General features: G+C 60.6%; 14 protein-coding genes and 1 pseudogene. 9 read left to right on the top strand and 6 right to left on the bottom strand.

The window, feature by feature from the left end:
- Positions 1–62: 62 nt before the first annotated feature.
- Entirely contained in the window at positions 63–956 is an 894-nt protein-coding gene (locus AC1DT6_RS01295; RefSeq protein ID WP_441625432.1) for a LysR substrate-binding domain-containing protein, read from the bottom strand.
- A 159-nt stretch (positions 957–1115) separates the two neighbouring features.
- Here AC1DT6_RS01295 and argH point away from each other — a divergent pair, with 159 nt between their 5' ends.
- The 3 genes from argH to AC1DT6_RS01280 all read left to right on the top strand — a co-directional run bounded on the left by argH (position 1116) and on the right by AC1DT6_RS01280 (position 5277).
- Entirely contained in the window at positions 1116–2639 is a 1524-nt protein-coding gene (argH, locus tag AC1DT6_RS01290; protein WP_441625430.1) for an argininosuccinate lyase, read from the top strand.
- Between the two features lie 31 nt (positions 2640–2670).
- Positions 2671–3633: a Bug family tripartite tricarboxylate transporter substrate binding protein gene (locus AC1DT6_RS01285; RefSeq protein WP_441625428.1), complete on the top strand. Its 963-nt coding sequence runs from the start codon at positions 2671–2673 to the stop codon at positions 3631–3633.
- 1275 nt (positions 3634–4908) lie between these two features.
- Positions 4909–5277, top strand: a complete 369-nt coding sequence (locus AC1DT6_RS01280; protein WP_441625426.1) for a BON domain-containing protein — start codon at positions 4909–4911, stop codon at positions 5275–5277.
- Between the two features lie 713 nt (positions 5278–5990).
- Here AC1DT6_RS01280 and AC1DT6_RS01275 read toward each other — a convergent pair.
- Positions 5991–6614 carry a Crp/Fnr family transcriptional regulator gene (locus AC1DT6_RS01275; RefSeq protein WP_441625424.1) on the bottom strand — a complete coding sequence of 208 codons (624 nt, stop codon included), beginning with the start codon at positions 6612–6614 and terminating at the stop codon, positions 5991–5993.
- A 17-nt stretch (positions 6615–6631) separates the two neighbouring features.
- Entirely contained in the window at positions 6632–7534 is a 903-nt protein-coding gene (locus tag AC1DT6_RS01270) for a LysR family transcriptional regulator (protein WP_441625422.1), read from the bottom strand.
- Positions 7535–7670: 136 nt separating this feature from the next.
- Between AC1DT6_RS01270 and AC1DT6_RS01265 the strand changes: the two genes are divergently transcribed.
- From AC1DT6_RS01265 to AC1DT6_RS01255, 3 genes are all read left to right on the top strand, one after another.
- The gene (locus AC1DT6_RS01265; RefSeq protein WP_441625421.1) at positions 7671–8198 is read left to right on the top strand and encodes a cysteine dioxygenase family protein; all 528 of its coding nucleotides are present in this window, start codon (positions 7671–7673) and stop codon (positions 8196–8198) included.
- The gene (locus tag AC1DT6_RS01260; protein ID WP_441625419.1) at positions 8195–9247 is read left to right on the top strand and encodes a uroporphyrinogen decarboxylase family protein; all 1053 of its coding nucleotides are present in this window, start codon (positions 8195–8197) and stop codon (positions 9245–9247) included. Before AC1DT6_RS01265 ends, AC1DT6_RS01260 begins: the two co-directional genes overlap by 4 nt.
- 73 nt (positions 9248–9320) lie before the next feature.
- Complete coding sequence (locus tag AC1DT6_RS01255) at positions 9321–10304, top strand: Bug family tripartite tricarboxylate transporter substrate binding protein (protein ID WP_441625417.1); 984 nt, start codon at positions 9321–9323, stop codon at positions 10302–10304.
- Positions 10305–10439: 135 nt separating this feature from the next.
- On the opposite strand, the gene AC1DT6_RS01250 is transcribed toward AC1DT6_RS01255, so the two are convergent.
- Positions 10440–11135, bottom strand: coding sequence for a DUF2076 domain-containing protein (locus tag AC1DT6_RS01250; RefSeq protein ID WP_477103000.1), 696 nt, complete (start codon positions 11133–11135; stop codon positions 10440–10442).
- A 127-nt stretch (positions 11136–11262) separates the two neighbouring features.
- Here AC1DT6_RS01250 and AC1DT6_RS01245 point away from each other — a divergent pair.
- From AC1DT6_RS01245 to AC1DT6_RS01235, 3 genes and pseudogenes are all read left to right on the top strand, one after another.
- Positions 11263–11475, top strand: a pseudogene (locus AC1DT6_RS01245) (tannase/feruloyl esterase family alpha/beta hydrolase); the annotation flags it as partial.
- A 505-nt stretch (positions 11476–11980) separates the two neighbouring features.
- Positions 11981–13222 (top strand): ABC transporter substrate-binding protein, encoded by a 1242-nt coding sequence (locus tag AC1DT6_RS01240; RefSeq protein WP_441625515.1) that lies wholly within the window; start codon positions 11981–11983, stop codon positions 13220–13222.
- Positions 13219–16161, top strand: coding sequence for a bifunctional diguanylate cyclase/phosphodiesterase (locus AC1DT6_RS01235; protein WP_441625414.1), 2943 nt, complete (start codon positions 13219–13221; stop codon positions 16159–16161). The genes AC1DT6_RS01240 and AC1DT6_RS01235 overlap by 4 nt, the downstream gene beginning before the upstream one ends.
- Before the next feature lie 65 nt (positions 16162–16226).
- Here the strand turns inward: AC1DT6_RS01235 and AC1DT6_RS01230 are convergent, their stop codons facing one another.
- On the bottom strand, positions 16227–17024 hold the full coding sequence (locus tag AC1DT6_RS01230; protein WP_441625412.1) for an alpha/beta hydrolase: 798 nt from the start codon (positions 17022–17024) through the stop codon (positions 16227–16229).
- A 122-nt stretch (positions 17025–17146) separates the two neighbouring features.
- Positions 17147–17407, bottom strand: a complete 261-nt coding sequence (locus AC1DT6_RS01225) for a hypothetical protein (protein WP_441625410.1) — start codon at positions 17405–17407, stop codon at positions 17147–17149.
- Between the last annotated feature and the right edge of the window lie 310 nt (positions 17408–17717).

Genomic DNA, 17717 nt, shown 5'->3' with positions numbered 1-17717 from the left:
CGGGCCATTGTATGGCGCCTTCCCTTGGCAGTTCGGATCTTTGGGAAAACCAAGGGTCCAAATCAGGCTTTTGAATGCCTTAGGGCCTCGAAGCTACGGCGCACACAGTCTGTCAGCCGATTAGCCAGGAATCCCACCGGAAAATGGTCCGATGTCACGGCGTAGCTATTGAACGGAACCTCTTCGGAAAAAGGTATCTCGGAAACATTTTGTATCCGAAGCGCTCGGGAATCTATCGGACTTATTATAGATGTTCCGAGGCCCTTGCTAACCATCGTGCAAATTGTCGAGGCGTATGGTGTCTCGATGGAAAGATGCCTGAGGTCATTGGGGAAATGACGATCTATCTGGTTTCGGTTGGGGCTACCCATGGGCAGCGATATGAAGTGTTCATTTTCAAAATCGCTTGGATACACGACATCATGCGTGGCCAGTCTATGCGAACTATTGACGATTGCCACACCGCGAGCGGTATTGATCAGTTCAAAATCCAGGCTCGGCAAATCAGTGATAATAGAGCAGAATCCAACGTCACAAAAACCAGTCGCCGTCCATTTTGCGACGACATCGGAGCGCCCCAGATTAACCACAATCGGTATGTCCGGAAACATACCCCTGAAAATCTGAAGGGCATCCGGCAACACGCAGTGTGCAATCGAGCCTACCGCGCCCACGCGGAGCAGGCCGGTCCCTCGGCGGCGAATCGAATCCGCACTTTCTCCCAGAGACTCCAGGCCGAGAAATGCGCGCTCCACATCGGCATAAAATGCCTCCGCTTCCGCCGTCGGGATCAGCCGCGTCCCGATTCGTTGGAATAGCGTGAACCCGACCGTCTGCTCCAGGAGCGAGATCCATCTGCTGACATTCGGCTGAGAGGTGTGGAGGAGTCCGGCTGCCGTGGTCATCGAACGCGTCTTCATCACAGCCCTGAACGCCTCGACTTGCTTGAAGTTCATATGAGGTCCTCAAAAGCGCACATTTTGGCCGACCCGCTCCGGCCCTGCACGCCGGATCCTATCATATCAATTTTGTATTAATAGCAGCGAAACACTGATTTGACGCATGGTCTGCTTCATTCCAAACTGGTTGTATCCTTCTAACAGAGTGCTGCCATCATGGAATCGAAAGTTAGCCGTCGACTCAAACAACCTCCGGCGAAAGAGGTTATTGATTACATTTTTCAGCCCCGCACGACCAGAGAATTCTTCGCGAAAAATTTCGCGATTCTGACTCAAATCAATTTCGCTCATCTGTTGATGCTTAACGACCAGGGCATTCTCGACCGGGCGACGTCGATTCGCCTGGCCAATGCTCTGATAAAGATGCAGGAGGACGGCCCCGAAGCGGTCGAGCTCGACGCAGCACGAGAAGATGCTTATTTCAACTACGAAGCTCATCTGATCAAGCTGGTAGGTCAGGACATCGGTGGCCGCTTGCATACGGCACGCAGTCGCAACGATATGGGCGCCACCAACGATCGTATTCGCGCTCGTGCTTTCATTCTACGCATCAGCAGGGCATTGACCGATGTCGCTGCCGTCGCGGCGGCGCAAGCGGAGAGATTCGCCACCTATGTGATGCCTGGATATACGCACATGCAGGCTGCGCAGCCCATCACCTATGGGTACTATCTGTCGGGACTGGTCGATGCCTGGTCCCGGGATATCGATCGCCTCATGCATGTCCTGGAAACGACAGACAATTGCCCACTTGGCGCCTGTGCCTTGGCCGGCACCTCGTTTCCCATCGATCGGACGTCGACCAGTTTGCTGCTGGGCTTCTCCCGGCCCATGCCGAACTCGCTGGACGGGGTTGCATCACGCGACTTCGCATTGGAGTTGAGCGCGGTGCTCTCGATCATGATGATCACTTGCAGCCGGATGGTGCAGGATTTTTACATCTGGTCGACGCCGGAGTTCGGATTCCTGTCGTTCCCCGACAGCATTGCCGGCACGTCCAGCATCATGCCGCAAAAGAAGAATCCGGTCGTTCTGGAGTATTTGCGGGGGAAGACGTCCCATCTGATCGGACTGACGTCGGCCGCACTGACGGCCGTCAAATCTACCCATTTTTCGCACTCGGGCGACAGCAGCCGGGAAAGCACGAGGACGTGCTGGGAAAGCTGCGAGGAAGCCGTAAAGGCTCTCGAACTGATGAAACTGCTTGTGGAACGCGTTGAGCCAAATCGGCCGCGCATGGCAGACCGTGCTGCGCAGGACTTCTCGGCTGTCACCGATCTGGCCGACCTGCTGGTCCGGAAAGCCGACCTCTCGTTCCGCGACGCGCATCACATCATTGGCGCTGTCGTTCGACAAGCGCTTGATCAAGGAATCCCTGCTACAGGGATTACGGCCCAAATGATCGATGCCGCAGCGCTCGAACAGGTGGGGCGAAGGGCCTCGCTATCGGAAGACGATATCGGCGAATGCCTGGATCCGGTTCGCAACGTTGCCGCGCGCCGGTCGTATGGCGCGCCGGCTCCGGATGGCGTCCTCCAGCACATTGGCGAGCAAAGACGCTCGCTCAAAGCGAAGACAGATGCCATCGATGCGGTTGGTCACCGGCTCGTCGAGGCGCAGACGTTGTTGGAACGGCGTACCCGCACGCTTGTTTCCCCTGAGTCCGACCAAGGCGCGTAAATCCTGCGCCTATTCACCGAGGAATCGAGCGATGTCCAAGTTCGTCGTGGTTTTCGCCTTTGCCATGGGTATCGTTTCGGCAGCAAACGCTGAAACCTACCCGGACAAACCAATCAATCTCGTAGTGCCGTTCGCACCCGGCGGCACCGTCAATCTCACAGCGCGCCTTCTTGCCACACGGATGTCGGAAGTGTTGGGGCAGCCGGTTGTTGTCGACAATAGGGCCGGGGCCGGAGGGAACATCGGAGCCGCCTATGTTGCGCGAGCGAAATCCGACGGCTATACGCTCTTGTACGCAACGCCGGCAAATCAAGTGATTCAGCCACTGCTATCCAAGAACCTGCCATTCTCGCCGTCAAGAGATTTCAAGCCGGTCGCGCTATTTGCTACGGTCCCGAATGTGTTGGTGGTGTCAGAAAACACCCCCGCCAGGAATATGGCCGAACTGCTGCGGTATGCCAAGGCAAATCCCGGAAAGCTGAACATGGGATCGGCCGGGATGGGATCGGCGAACCACATGGTCGGTGAACTGTTCATGCTCAGGACCGGCACGGCGTTCACCCATGTTCCCTACAAAGGTGCTGGCCCTGCTACTGCGGATCTCCTGGCTGGTCAGGTACAGGTGCTCTTTGTCAATCTTCCAACGGTGCAACCCTACATAAAGCCGGGCAAGGTTCGCGTGCTAGGCATTGCGAGCAAGGAGCGAAGCCCGGCGATTCCTGACATTCCGACTTTCGAGGAGTTGGGTATCAAGGATGCGAACACAGAATCGTGGTCTGCCTTGATGGCTCCGGCTAATACAAGTCCGCAGGTGATCAAGAAGCTCCAGGATACCGTGATCTCGATTGCGAACGACAAGTCCACGATCCAGCAATTGACTGCCCAAGGCGCACGCCCTTTGCCAGGCACGGCTGCCGACCTCCAGGAGCTGATCAACGAAGACAGCAAGCGTTGGACTGAAGTCATTCAGCATGCGAAGGTCCAGATTGACTAGCCGGCGCGGATGAATCTCATCGTCATCGCGCCGAAGGGTTAAGCACGCGGCATCACCAGGTCCAGGGACCACGCCTGCGGCGTTGCAGGCGTGGTCGGCCGCATTTTCTGACGAAGCCCGTCATCAGGGAAATATCGTCACCCGCGGTTCCGATGCCCCGCTTCGCCTCGCATACCTTTATCGACGAGATTCAGGCAGAGTCGTCCGTGCTTCCCCGAGCAGCCGCTGATTTTTCCGGCGTGCCAGAAATCCCGGCTCGACAGCCTGCTTCGCAGTGCTACGCATTGCCTGCGCAGCTGAACCTACTTGTGTAGGGCTCGCGCGAAAGCTGGCGCGTATGGCGCCCGTAAAGCGGGCTTGGCTGGAAAGGTCCCGCCACTATGCGATCCCCCTGTATGGCGAGGTTTCGCAGCTTAGAATTTTTCATGTCGGCGCGAGCACGAATCGCGCGTTGGCCCGGTATAGGTACGTCCCTCCGAGGCAAAGAGCCTGTACAGTGTCGCTTCGAAGACGCTACCGCAATCCAAAAAAGCCGAGTACAAACAGGACGATAACCACAGCTCCCACAAGCCAGATGATGTTGTTCATAACACTCTCCTTGAGTTCTACACTCACTTGGATACCATGCGCCGCGCGGGTCGCGAGCGACTTGGGAAACGTGCAGCGATACCGAGCGTTCCGCCTCAACAAAGACCTGGTGCATTGCGCCAGTTGCCGCCTGCCAGATATGCGTGCCTAGCGACAGCGACCCGATAGTCGCTGGCGCGCGCAGATTGCAAAATTACATTCTCACACTCGACGGGGTACGTCTGTACGGTAGCGGTCCAACAGCCGAGGGCGCCATTGAATTGAATGAGGCGTTCGCCGCGTGGGCCTGCGTTTTTCCGCCTGGTTTGCGTAGGACGGGCGGAGCCTGTGCGGCGGGAGGTACGCGGGCGAATCTGCTCTACACGCCAGACGCGCTTCTGCTCTGCTGGACGGCCTCCCAGCATCGTCCGCACCCAAGCATCGTGCGATCACGCTGACAAGCAAAGCCCCTCAGGAATACAGGTCACCGATCCGCGACCGCCAAGTGCGCGTATGAACCTCGGCGTGTCCGCCATCGTACCGACCTGAAGGCGAAATGGTGCCAGTCTTAGCCTGTCGGGGGCTGCGTGACGAAGGACAGGATCTTTCGTGATGCCAAGCCGGGCGGCTGCCTTCTTCAGGGCAGTTTGCGTACCGGAGCACTCCGCGTCCGCAATCACTGATTCGATCCGAATCGAGGTAGTTCAAATGAAATCCATCCCTCTTACCAAATTCGCCACCAGTGTCGCATGCATTGCGCTCGTGACGGGCTTCCATGCTTCGCTTAGCCAAGGCGCAACGAGTGCCCCGGCGGCATCGCTCACGAACCCCAATCCCACGCACGAGACGGCTGGCCAGGGCATCAACGATACGGAGATCACGACCAAGGTCAAGGCTAGCCTGCTCGATCGAAAGAATCTGAGTTCCACGAACATCCACGTGCGCACCCGCGAAGGCGTGGTACGGCTGACCGGCAGCGTTCCGTCAGCGGCACAGAAGCAGACGGCAGCCGATGTCGTCCACGGCGTCACCGGCGTGAAGTCAGTAGAGAATCAACTGCTCATCCACAAGTCGTGACGGGTCGGACAGCACGCGGCGAGCCTCATGGCCGGCAACGCCATACAGCCTTGCCGGCCTTCGCCGCTGACAGTGACAGGCTGAATCGCGCCGACACAGGAGCGATCATGCACAAACTGGTCTGGCCGGGATTGGCATTGGAATGACCACAATGTCCGGCGTCGTACCGACAGCCCGATCTGATTCCATCGGACAGGTCATGGCGCATGGCGCGGATATCTTCGCATCGGATTCGCAGATTCCGGTCCCCTTGGCGAGCTAGCCAAGGGTTCTAGCGAGGGCGATGGGGACCAATGACTGATGTCCCGGGGAACATCACCTTTTCATGCCCACCGGAAATCCGGCAGGACGTCACGGTGTTCCGCAACGCTGACGCCTCCCAATTCGCTAATCATCAGCTTCACGGATTCTTTTGTTCCCTTGCTGCAAGTTGCAACAAGCATCATTTCTCCTTGCGCAAGCTGCGCTTGCCGCCGGGCGATCCCGCCCCGCCGAATGCGTGCGCCAAGCCATCCGCCAAGCCGCCACCCGGACAGCGCACCGATAGCGCCGCCCCCCACGCAGGCGGAGCACAAACGCCAGCCCTCATGGTTCCCAAGATGTGGCGCCCCAACAAAGCCAAAATGGCATGGTTTCGTAGCGAAGTCGGTACGATGGCGGACACTGTGCGGGTCGGCAAGACCGCGCCCGCCATGGCCTGGGCACCGGGAGTTTCAAGCCGCCGTCACGGCAGGCAACAGGCGGTCGAACTCCCGCTTCACAACGGCATAGCATTCGCACGCGTGTTTTTCGAGCGCCGGCCGGTCGAGTACCGAAATATGTCCATGACTGTAGCGAATCACACCTGCGTTCTGCAGCTTCAATGCCGCTTCGGTGACGTCGGAGCGCCGCACGCCAAGCATGTTCGAGATCAGTTCCTGCGTCATCGTCAGCTCATTGGATGGGAGCCGGTCGATGCTCAGAAGCAGCCAGCGGCATAGTTGCTGTTCAATAGTGTGATGCCTGTTGCAGACTGCGGTATAGGCCATCTGGGTGATCAGCGCCTGGGTGTACCGCAACAGCAAATGCTGTATGGGACCGCCGAGGGTAAACTCCTGCTTCAGTACCTTGGCGCTTAGCCGGTAGCCATGGCCAGCGCTTTGCACGATGGCCCGGCTCGGTGTCGTCTCGCCGCCCATGAACAGGGCAATCCCGACTATCCCCTCATTGCCGACGTCGTCTGGTTCGACTGCACGCGTGCTCGATGTGCAGATGAGCATGCCCCATCGCTTGATGGCGGCCAGCGCGGAATAAGCCGGGACCGAACTCGACCTGAGCGCGCCCAAGTTGCCCGCCATGCTGTGCGGCAGCGAGCTTATCCCGCCGGCGCGTCAGCCTGCTGGCCTAATTGCCGCAGCAGGGCACCCACGTAAATTGCGGACGCAGCCGCGTTTCGCCGCGTGCATAGCTTTAGTGGCCGCACTGCCCATTTCTCACGCAGCGTCAACACGCGCACGCCGTCACAGTTGATCGACTGCAGCACCGAGCGCGGCACCATCCCGACCCCCGCGCCCGAGCGCACCATTGCCACCACCGCCGCGAACCCGGACACCTGGATGCGTACGTCCATGTGATGTCCCAGTGCTGCGGCCTTGCCCACCATGAAGGTATGGATGGCCGCCCCGCTTTGCAGGCTGACGAAGGGGCGGCTCAGGCAGTCCAGGAACGCTACCGACTGGCGCGCGGCCAGCGGGTCACCCTCGGGCACAACCATGACGACCTCATCCTGACGGTACGGCAGGAACACAAGTTCGGGATGCTCGTCATCCCATGTGACCACGCCGACGTCGGCGCGCCCTTCGGCCACGGCGGCCACGATGTTGTGGCTGAGACGCTCGTCCAGGGAGATACGTACTTCGGGGTAGTCGCGCAGGAACGTCTGCAGATCCCCCGGCAAGAACGAAGCGATCGCACTGCTGTTAGCAAAGATCGTGACCTGCGCCCGGACACCTTCGGCATAGGGAGCCAGGTTGGCGTGCATCTGCTCCAGCTCGGCAAGGCAGCGGCGGCAGTGCTCCAGCATGACCTGGCCAGCGCGTGTCAGCGAAACGCCGCGTGCCTCCCGCACGAACAGCCGGGTGCCCAGCGCTTGCTCCAACTGCTTGATGCGCAGGCTGGCCGACGAGGGTGCCAGGAAGCATGTGGCGCCGCCTCGCGACACGTTGCCTGCGTCGGCCACTGCCACGAATAGTTTCAGGTCTATCAGGCTGTAGTGCATAAGGTTTCGTATTTTACAAAAACTGTTTTCCAAACATCTCGTTTGTCCTGCATTTCACCCAGTGAAAGACTAAGCGCCAGCAATGCCTTGTGTCATCGATTTTGTGAAAAACGAACTGTTACTGGGAAAAACCCCTATGTGCTTGACTCTGGAAACCGACAATCTGGCCGCGCTGACCCGCGCGATCGACGCCGCAATGGCATTGCCGCCGGATCGCTTGCCCGGCGCGGTGCAACACGCCTTGCAGGCATCTTTCGCCGACGGTAACTGGCTAACGCCGGCACAGCGCCAGCCGGACCCGCAGCGCTATGCGCGCCACGTGCTGCAGGCCGACCCGCAGGGGCGCTATACGGTCGTGGCGCTGGTGTGGCAGGCCGGGCAGTTCAGCCCGGTGCACGCGCACCACACCTGGTGTGCGCTGACGGTGGTTCAGGGAGAACTGCAAGAGCACTACTACACCTGCGACCGCCAGAGCCTGCGCGCCACGCCGCTTCACTGGCAGCCGCGCGCCGTGGGCGCGGGCAGCAGCGGAACGGACGGCCTGGACCAGGTCCATCGGCTGGGCAACGCTGGCGCGGGTGTGGCGATCTCCGTCCACGTGTACGGCGTGGAGGCCGCGCGCGTAGCCACCGGCGTAAACCGAGTCCTCGCGCTGGCCCCTTGAATCCGCTGGATTGCGCAAACATCGAAGCGAGCAAACACATGCAGACCATGAATCATTGGCAGCGCATTGAAGCCGCCCTGCTGGGCGAAGCCACCGACCGCACTCCCGTCGCGTTGTGGCGCCACTTTCCGGAAGACGACCTGGACGTGGACAAACTTGTGCGGCACACATTGGAGTGGCAGCGGAAATGGGATTTTGACCTGGTCAAATTCATGCCACCGGGCACATACGGCGTTGAAGACTGGGGCGCCGCCACGGCATACCAGGGCAGTGCCAACGGCGCGCGCGCGGTGGTGGCGCCACCGGTGCGAACCACGGAGGATTGGCTTCGGATCCGGCCGCTGGATGTGAGACAGGGCTCCTATGGCCGCCAGAACGAGGCGCTGCGCGCCGCCGCGCGGTCCCTGCGTGGCGCGGTGCCCATCCTGCAAACCGTGTTCAGCCCGCTAACCACGGCGCGCAAGTTGAGTACGGACAAGCTATTTGCCGACCTGCGCTGCGAGCCGGATGCGCTCGAGGCGGCGCTGCGGGTAATCACGGACACCACGATCCGGTTCGCTTTGGACTCGCTGGAGGCCGGCGCGCACGGCGTGTTCTTCGCGACGCAACTGGCGTCGAGCCGCATGCTGACGACCCAGGAATATGAGCGTTTCGGGCGCCGCTACGATCTGGAGGTGTTCGCGGCGTTGCGTGGCCAGGCGCAATTCAACATGCTGCACGCGCACGGCGATGACATCATGTTCGATCTCCTGGCGACGTATCCGGTCGAGATGTTCAATTGGCACGACCGCCTGACTAAGCCTGGCCTGGAGGCGGCGGCGGCGCGCTTCCCGCGCCTGCTGGTGGGTGGGTTGAACGAGCACGACACCTTGCTTCATGGAAGCGAACAGGAAATTGCGGATGAGGTGCGCAACGCCATATCGCAAACGGACGGCCGCCGCCTGATGGTCGGCCCGGGCTGCGTTCTGCCAGTTGCGACATCGGACTCGGCGATACGCGCCGTGGTCCGCGCCGCGCGCGCCCCCCAGGAGCAAGCGCTGTATGCTTGACGCCGCCGCGAGCCGGTACCAACCAAGAATAGGGCAGCGCCTAATTGCCGCCTACAAAGATCAAGGAGATAACATGCGTCACGTCCTGGCCTGCCTGGCCGCTGCGGCGGCCCTGGTTCCATGTCTGCAGTCCTCCGCGCTGGCGGCGGACTGGCCCGACCCGTCCAAGCCCGTGCAGATCATCGTGCCCGCGCCAGGCGGTGGCGGCACGGCCGACACCCTGGCCCGTGTGCTAGCCGAGCAATTGCACAAGCAACTGCACGCCACAGTCATCATCGAGAGCCGGGGCGGTGCCAACGGCAATATCGGGGTGGGGATGGCCGCCGGGGCCGTGCCGGATGGGTACAAGTTCCTGTTTTCGTGGGCGGGCACGCTGGCGGTAAATCCCAGCTTGTATGCCAAGCTGCCGTTCGATTCGCAAAAGAGCTTCACGCCGGTGGCGCTGGTGGCCGATGTGCCCAATATCCTGGTGGTCAACAAGAGCCTGCCGGTCAAGAACCTGGCCGAGTTCATTGCGTATGCCAAGGCCAACCCGGACAAGCTGAATTACGGTTCCACGGGAAATGGCAGTTCCATGCACGTGGCCGGCGAACTCTTCATGCGCGAGACCGGCACCCGCCTGATCCACGTGCCATACAGTTCCCCCGGCCAGGCCACCACGAACCTCCTCGCTGACGATATCCAGGCCATGTTCCAACTAGTGCCTGGCATCCTCGGGCAGGTCAAGAGCGGCAAGGTGCGCGCGCTGGCCGTCATGTCGAACCAGCGTTCGCTCGCCCTGCCCGACGTACCGACCGTTGCCGAGCTGGGCCAACCCAAGCTGATGTCCTCGACCTGGTTCGCGATGCTCGCGCCCCGCAACACGCCAGAACCCATCGTGATGCGCATGAACGCGGCACTGAACGAAGTGCTGCGCGACCCGGAGGTGATCCGCAAATTCACCGAGATGGGGGCAACGCCGCTGGGCGGCACGCCGCAGCAACTGTCAGCGCACCTGGCGGGAGAACTTGTGAAGTGGCGAGCGGTGGTGAGCCAGGCGAGTATCAAGATTCAGTAGGGGCGCGCTCCGGTGTTGTACATCGGCAGGGACAGGACGTGATCGCGCTGGCTCAGCCAGGAATCGTCTGGCGTACCTGTCACCGCCTGGAAGTTGAACCGTTGCTGCGGGCGACGGGGTACGCCCCAGAATGCGCTAGACGTTGAAGGAGTCGTCATCCGTGAAGTCGTCATTGCCCAGCCCGTCATCCAGGAGGCCATTGTCCAGCGCCGCCCCGGGTTCCCCCAGCGGCGAGCGGTCTTCATTGCCGTAATAGTTGTTGACGACCGTCGTTTCGCTTGGCAGCGCACCTGCGGCTGGCTGTCCAAGGAATCCGCTTGCGCCCCCGCCACCGCTATTGCGATGGAACAGATTCTCGATACCCTGGAACAGGAGCGCACCCCCGGCTACGCCGGCAGCCGTGGTGGCAATGCCGCCCAGCGTGCCACCCAGGCCGCCGCCCAGAAAGCCGGGCCGAGGCGGCTGCGCGGGCGCGGCCTGGGGGGCCGCCGGCGGTACGGCGACAGGCGCGGCCGTCGCCTGCGGCGCGGCGGGGCTTGCGGCAACGCGGCCGGCGCTATTGCCCCAGGCATTGTCCGCGTCGAGAAAGCGATTGGCGCCGCCGGCCTGCGCCATCTGCAACTGGCTCTGCAGCGTGGCGATCTGCGCTTTCGCTGACGCCAGCGCCTGGTCAAGCATCATGGCGCGCTGGACCAGCAGGTAGGCGGCATCCGGTTGCCGGGCGGCCGCTTCGGCGATGAGGGCGTCCGCCTGGGGGTCCTTCATGCCGGCCCTGGCTTGGGTCAGCTGAGTCAGGAAGGCTTCCAGTGCTTGCATTTCTTGGGGGGTCATGGCACCTCCTACGCGGGTTGTCTTCGCGGGTTGTCTTGTGTGATGGCAGTTTAAGGGCAGAGACTTAAGCAAGCCTTAAAGGCCTTGGTGCCGATGTGCCTGCCGGTCCGCGTTCACCAGCCAGCCCGCCAGCGTGGCCAACGCGTTCAAACAAGGCTACGTCACCTACGGCAGCGATAGCGGGCACGACGCATCGGGCGGCGGCGCCTTCGCGCTCGACAACGAAGCGCTCGCCAATTTCGGCAGGCTGCAGTTCAAGGCGAAGCACAACGCGGTCAAGGCCATCATCAAGGCACGCTACGGACCGCTGCCTACGCACAGCGACTTCATCGGCGGATAGCAAGGAGTCTCCAGTGTGTTGCATCCACCGTTCGAATCCCCGTCAGGGGCGGTCATTCGGCTATCATGCTGAGTCCGGCCATGCCGGCAACTACCCGTCATGGCATGGAAATTCGGGTTTGCCCCGGTAAAGTATTTGCGCTCGTTGTCGATACGCAGTGCAGGCACCGCTCCGATCAATTCGCCTAACCCGCCGTCATGGCCAAACATACGCAGCCCAGCCGTAGCAAGCGTTTCCCGATGCGGGTTGGCTGCGCATTCCTGCTGTGTTTGCAAGCCCTGTCTTGTAGGGAATCGGTTGCCTCGCCGGGGGCTGCGGCGTTCTCGACTTCGTTGCAGGTTATCGCGGCAGAGACGCCGCCATGCCTTGCCATCGGTTCGCTTCCCGGTACATCGAAAGTGCCTGTGGAGGCACAGATAGCCCATCCCGAAGCCGAAAAGTGACCCCCCAAGCGCGACGCATCGAGTTTTCCTCCCTGCTAGCTGGGCTGGTCAGCCTCGTTTTATTGTTCCTATGCGGTTGTCAACAGCGAGACAACGCTTCGTCGGGCGCAGCCGTGCCGGCCAGGACCTCCATTACAGCGTTGATATGGGCGCCAGACTGGCCGGAGGAGATGCTCCGGATTGCTGCTGAATTCAGCAAACTCAATCCAGACGTCCGCGTGAATGTGCAGTTCATGGTCGGCAATTCGGTCGAAGAGAATATCAAGCCCCGGATTGCTTCCGGCAACTTGCCGGATCTGGTGAGTGTCAACCCGAACGCCTATGCGGCTGAATTGGCCGATCAAGGCATCCTGGCAGACGTGAGCGCGACATCGGCATGGAGCAACATGCTCGGCCCTCTCAAGGGTGACTGGACCAGTCGCCAATCCAGGCGTTTTGGCATTGCCGGCGGAGTGGCTACAACGCTGATCTATTACAACAAGGCACTGTTCGCGAAGGCTGGGGTCAAGGAACTGCCAACCAATTTCCAAGAGTTCCTGATGGTTTGCGAGCAGCTCAAGCTTGCGGGCTTAACACCCATCATGTGGAGCGGCGGCTTCCCGAACATGCTCGGCAACGGCCCCTTCAGCTTCGGCTTTGGCAACAATGTGGTGGCGCGCGAGCCAGACTGGAAGCAGAGAATCGGTGATGGCACGCTGGACCTGAACACGCCTCAGGTAGCAGCTATCTTTGCCCGGATTGCGCTGATGCCGCAACGTGGTTACGTACAAGATGCCTTCATGGCGACGGATTACGACGAAGGCATACGGCTGTTCAAGGAAGGCAAGGTCGCGATGGCTTTTCACGGCAGTTGGGCAGCCGGCCCTTTGCTGCACGGCAACCCTTTCGAGGTTGGCGTGTTTATTCCGCCCTGGAACGCGCCGGGCAAGCGGGTGGTGCCTGTGATCGGCAGCGAAACCGGGTTTGCGGTGTGCGAGACGCCCAACAAGGCCGCAGCCATGCGTTTTCTCGAATTCATTGCCGGGAAGGGGTTCTCCATTCTCCAGAGAAAACGCCAGAACATCCCCCCATTCAAGCAAGTCGCGGGAACGCTCGCAAGCGATCAGAAGATTGTCGACTACACAAACATGGTCAGCCGCTATCCGGTGACCGTCAGCCCATACTATTCGGTTCTACCCTCCAACTCGATCGAGCAGCTCCATCGATTGATGCAGGAAGTGCTGGTCAGGAAGATCACGCCCGGACAGGCCGCCAAGCTCCTCGACGAGTCTGTCAAGAATGAAGCAAAGATGCACTACCGATGAGCTCAATCATAGGTTCGCTGCGAAGCGCTTTCGCATATCTCTCGCTGGACCTGCTGCGCCGTGTCGAAATTCGCTACCGGCTGATGACTGCGTTCATCCTGCTGTCGCTGATACCGATACTTATATCGGGCTACATATCGTATGTGGAGTCGACCGCCGCGATCAAGGAGAAGGCGGAGGTATTCTCGAAAGAGATGGTCAAGCAGGTATCCAAGAACATCTCGTTGCGGATGGAGCAGATCGAGACGGAAAGCAGCCTTCTTGTACTCTCCGATCGCGTTCAAGGCGCGCTGACAAGCGTTGTGGATGGCAGTGCAAAGGAGCGGAGCGAGGCGCGCCAGGATATGACACGCCTGCTCCTGCAGCACTACGGATCGGTTGACTTCATCAACCAGAAGTATCTGCTCGACAAGAACAACCGGATCATGGACACCCAGGTCTTCGCGCAGCTGAGCCGGGGTGTGCTGCGTCTGGTCAAGCAGGCTCCCGATCGCAATGGCCGGCCTTACTGGGGCAGTTACGACAACGGCGTCGGGCAACAAAATCTCGGGATGGTGCGCGCCATCATCGGCAAGAGCAACAACCGGCAGATTGGCAATCTGGTTCTGGTCATCAGCCCCGAGCATTTTTCGACAATTTTTGATGACGTCGCCCTAGGGAGTGGAACGGAAATCTACGTTCTCGATGCCGGCAACAACAAAGTGGTTGTCCGCGCCGACGGCATTTCCACGAACACCGAAGGGATGGCCGAGCCTGACCTGATCAAGAAAATCGCAAGCAACGAGCTACACGGGGAGCCGAGTGGTTTCGTCGACTTCGAGGGCAAGCGCGAGGGGCGCTACCTTGCCGCGTACGCAGCAATTCCCGGCACGACATGGTTTGTCGTCAGCACAATCCCAGAAAAGAAGTTGACGGCAGAGGCACAGTCCGTGCGCAATCAGATCGTACTGGTTGGCATCTCGGGGTTCCTGCTTTCGATCTTCCTGGCCTACTTCATTTCCCACAGCATTTCGGCACCGCTCAAAGAGCTGGTGCGAAAGATGCACGATACCGGCAACGATGCGGGAGCCGAGGCGGAGGCGCATGCGCGCACTGATGCCGGCGGCAAGGATGAACTTGGCCGGCTCGCGCAGCGTTTCGAAAGAATGAGTGGGGCGATCAGCCAGAAAATCCAGAAGATCAACGAGATCAACGCCTCCCTTGAGCAGACCGTCGTCGAGCGAACAGCGGAACTCGTCTCCAGGGAGCAGGAGTCGCGAACGTTGATTGAGAACTCCCCGGACACGATTACCCGCTACGACCGGGACCTCCGCCGCACTTACGCCAATCCCGCGTTCTGTGCCTCGGCAGGGCGCACCCTAGGCGAATCGCTCGGCAAGCGGCCCTCGGAGGTTCCCGGCGGCGCCAACGCGCTGATCTACGAGGAGAAAATCGCCGACACCATTTCAAGCGGGAGAAGTGGGCAATTCGAGCTGAGATGGCTCAGCAAGGATGGACGGGAACACTGCACCCATATCCGCCTGACGCCAGAGATTGACCGGTCGGGCAAGGTGAACTCGGTGCTGGCTGTGGGTCGTGATTTATCGGACCGGATGGCATTCGAGGCGACAATCTGGAAACAGGCCAATTTCGATGCGCTGACCCATCTTCCGAATCGCCAGATGTTTCACAGCCGTCTCGAGGAGGAAGCCGGCATGGCGCATCGCTCCCGGCAGCGTATGGCCTTGATGCTGATCGACCTGGATCGCTTCAAAGAGGTCAATGACTCCCTGGGACACGACACAGGAGACATCCTGCTGATCGAGGCCGCCAGGCGCATCATCTCGTGCGTGCGCGAATCGGATATCGTCGCGCGCCTTGGCGGTGACGAATTCACCGTCATTCTGCCCAACATGGACGATACCGAACGCATTGAACGGATCGCAAAGGCCATCATCCACAAGCTGGCCGAGCCCTTCAAGCTCGGCGCGGATGAGACCTTCATTTCCGCCAGCGTCGGCGTCACACTTTATCCCGACGACACCGGCGAACTGGATGTCCTTTTCAAGAACGCAGACCAGGCCATGTATGCGGCCAAGAACGCCGGGCGCAACCGTTTCAGCTACTTCACGCCCGACTTGCGTGTAGCGGCGGAAAAGCGCCTGCGTCTCACGAGCGATCTACGTGCCGCCCTGCCTGGCGGACAGTTCCAGGTCTACTATCAGCCCATCGTCGACCTGGAGACCGGGGAAATCTACAAAGCCGAGGCACTGATCCGCTGGCTGCACCCCGAACGCGGCACGATCAATCCGCAGGATTTCATTCCATTGGCCGAAGACACGGGGCTCATCGTTCCGATCGGGGATTGGGTGTTCAAGCAGGCCGTGCACCAGGCCCGTCAATGGCGCGGCCGATTCCATCCGTCTTTCCAGATCAGCGTCAACATGTCACCGATGCAGATACGGCAAGACGGCCTGGTTTGCAATCAATGGTCCGACTATCTCGTGCGGGAAGGGATGCCGGGGCAGAGCGTTGTGGTTGAAATCACCGAGGGCCTGTTACTGGACGCCGAACTGAATGAGAAGCTGCTGACCTTCCGTGATGTGGGAATCGGGATTTCGATCGACGACTTCGGTACTGGTTACTCGTCCCTGGCTTATCTCAAGCGCTTCGACATCGATTACCTCAAGATCGACCGCTCGTTCGTACATAACCTCGGCTTTGATGGCGACAATCAGGCGCTTTGCGAGGCAATGGTCATGCTGGCGCACAAACTGGGATTGAAGGTCATTGCCGAGGGCGTGGAGACGACGGAGCAACGCGATTTTCTCATCGCCGTGGGTTGTGATTTTGCCCAGGGCTTTTTGTATTCCCAGCCGGTTCCGCCTGATCAGTTTGAGGTGTTGGTGTGGCCGAATATCGAGGAAGGGGCTGGCAGTCCGGCCTGCGCCACGCTTTAGTGACTGAAGGCGCCAGCCCGTGCCGACCACGCAATATTTGGGTGTCATCCGGTAGGGGGACGGACTCAATCCGACCCCCCGAGCAGGAAGCGAAGGGCATCGCGCCACCAGGCATCGTCTACCCGCTCGAACCAATCGTTGTGCTCGGCACCAGGCACTACACGCAATTGCCGAGGCGCTACCAGCCCGTCATGCAGTGCGACGCCAAAGCGCGCCGGGACAATGCTGTCGCGCTCCGCAACCACCACCAAAACGGGCCGGGTGAACGACGCCAGGTTGGCCGCGCTGTCGTAGCGATCCCGCAGCAGCCACGACACCGGCAGCCAGGGATAGTGGTAGCCGGCAACATGTTGCAGCGTGTCCCATGGCGTGATCAGCATCAGGCCTGCTGTCTTGTCCCGCTGGCGCACGCTGGCCGCCGCCGCAACGCCGGCCCCCAGCGATTCGCCGATCACCAGCAGCGGTGCGCCATATTGGCGATAGGCCTGCGCGATGATCTGCTCGGCGTCATTCACTAGGCTGACTTCGCCCAACGGTCCCGGGCGCGGTCCGTAGCCCGGATACTCGGCGAGAATCACGCGTGCGCCATGGGGCGCCAGAGCCGCGGCGTACGCTCTGCGGTGGCCGGCATGTCCGGCATTGCCATGGAAAACAATCGCCGTGGCACGCACTGGCCCGGTGGGTTCTGCAACCAGGCCCTTGACGTCTTGCGAAGACGGCCATGCCCTTAGGCCGCCAGCAACCAGTTCTGACAACTCAGCCTTAGCGGGGAAATACAGGAACTGATTCTGCAGGGCTGCAAGGGCAGGGGACGGCAAGAGACTCCCAAGCCATAGTGCAAGCCCGGCGGTTTTCGTCGCCATGCGCATTGCTGTGGTTTGGATCTGCCGTCCGGGACTGTCCCATTCCCTGCCGATGACGTGGCTGGGCTGGCGAACTGACGGCCGAATTGGGGCATTCATCGGCATCCCGGCATCCTTTACCATCAGGCAGCGCCGTCCCTGTGCGACTTGTGCTGCGACGCCATCGGTTTCTGCGGGGCGGGTGGCACGGATTCATAGTGACCGAGCTGGATCGTGTGGTTGTCGTGACCGCCCGTGATGTCGTTCAGGCGCGACTGGTCGTCGGGCGTGTCGAGCGGATCGAATTCGCACATCGTGGTGCGGCGCTCGACCGGCGAGGTTTTGCCGCAACCCGCGTTCCCCGGCAGGGCGGCTGTATGAATTGCTTCGGGACTATAAAGCATGGTCGCCCTCGTCCGGCAACGGCAGTTAGACCATTATTAGCGATATAGGGCGGGAACGCCATGTGGGGTAATGGCCGACCTGGGGCGAGCCGGCGACGCATGTAAGCCATGCGAGCACGTGAAAGGGGGGCAAGCAGGAGCCTCCTTCCTAGTGCACCGCACAACGATAGTTTCGATCCCTGCAGATGACCCGGCGATGCCTTCGTGACGGCGTCGCCGTGATTTCTGCTGCGAGCAGATTCGCATCGCGCGTGAGCCGCCAATGCCCATCGGGGTCTTTGCGCAGGATGGTGAGTGTATAGCCGGAGCG

This window comes from Cupriavidus sp. 01L45 (assembly GCF_056399885.1).
Note: the sequence above shows the minus strand (reverse complement) of the source record. Positions and strands in the feature narration are given on the sequence as shown.

Excerpts from the sequence above, each read along its gene's own strand:
- AC1DT6_RS01250 (WP_477103000.1), bottom strand. The coding sequence starts at position 11,135 with ATGACCCCCCAAGAAATGCAAGCACTGGAAGCCTTCCTGACTCAGCTG.
- AC1DT6_RS01275 (WP_441625424.1), bottom strand. The coding sequence starts at position 6,614 with ATGGCGGGCAACTTGGGCGCGCTCAGGTCGAGTTCGGTCCCGGCTTAT.
- AC1DT6_RS01225 (WP_441625410.1), bottom strand. The coding sequence starts at position 17,407 with ATGCTTTATAGTCCCGAAGCAATTCATACAGCCGCCCTGCCGGGGAAC.
- AC1DT6_RS01280 (WP_441625426.1), top strand. The coding sequence starts at position 4,909 with ATGAAATCCATCCCTCTTACCAAATTCGCCACCAGTGTCGCATGCATT.
- AC1DT6_RS01230 (WP_441625412.1), bottom strand. The coding sequence starts at position 17,024 with ATGGCGACGAAAACCGCCGGGCTTGCACTATGGCTTGGGAGTCTCTTG.
- AC1DT6_RS01255 (WP_441625417.1), top strand. The coding sequence starts at position 9,321 with ATGCGTCACGTCCTGGCCTGCCTGGCCGCTGCGGCGGCCCTGGTTCCA.
- AC1DT6_RS01265 (WP_441625421.1), top strand. The coding sequence starts at position 7,671 with ATGTGCTTGACTCTGGAAACCGACAATCTGGCCGCGCTGACCCGCGCG.
- AC1DT6_RS01270 (WP_441625422.1), bottom strand. The coding sequence starts at position 7,534 with ATGCACTACAGCCTGATAGACCTGAAACTATTCGTGGCAGTGGCCGAC.
- AC1DT6_RS01285 (WP_441625428.1), top strand. The coding sequence starts at position 2,671 with ATGTCCAAGTTCGTCGTGGTTTTCGCCTTTGCCATGGGTATCGTTTCG.
- argH (WP_441625430.1), top strand. The coding sequence starts at position 1,116 with ATGGAATCGAAAGTTAGCCGTCGACTCAAACAACCTCCGGCGAAAGAG.
- AC1DT6_RS01295 (WP_441625432.1), bottom strand. The coding sequence starts at position 956 with ATGAACTTCAAGCAAGTCGAGGCGTTCAGGGCTGTGATGAAGACGCGT.
- AC1DT6_RS01235 (WP_441625414.1), top strand. The coding sequence starts at position 13,219 with ATGAGCTCAATCATAGGTTCGCTGCGAAGCGCTTTCGCATATCTCTCG.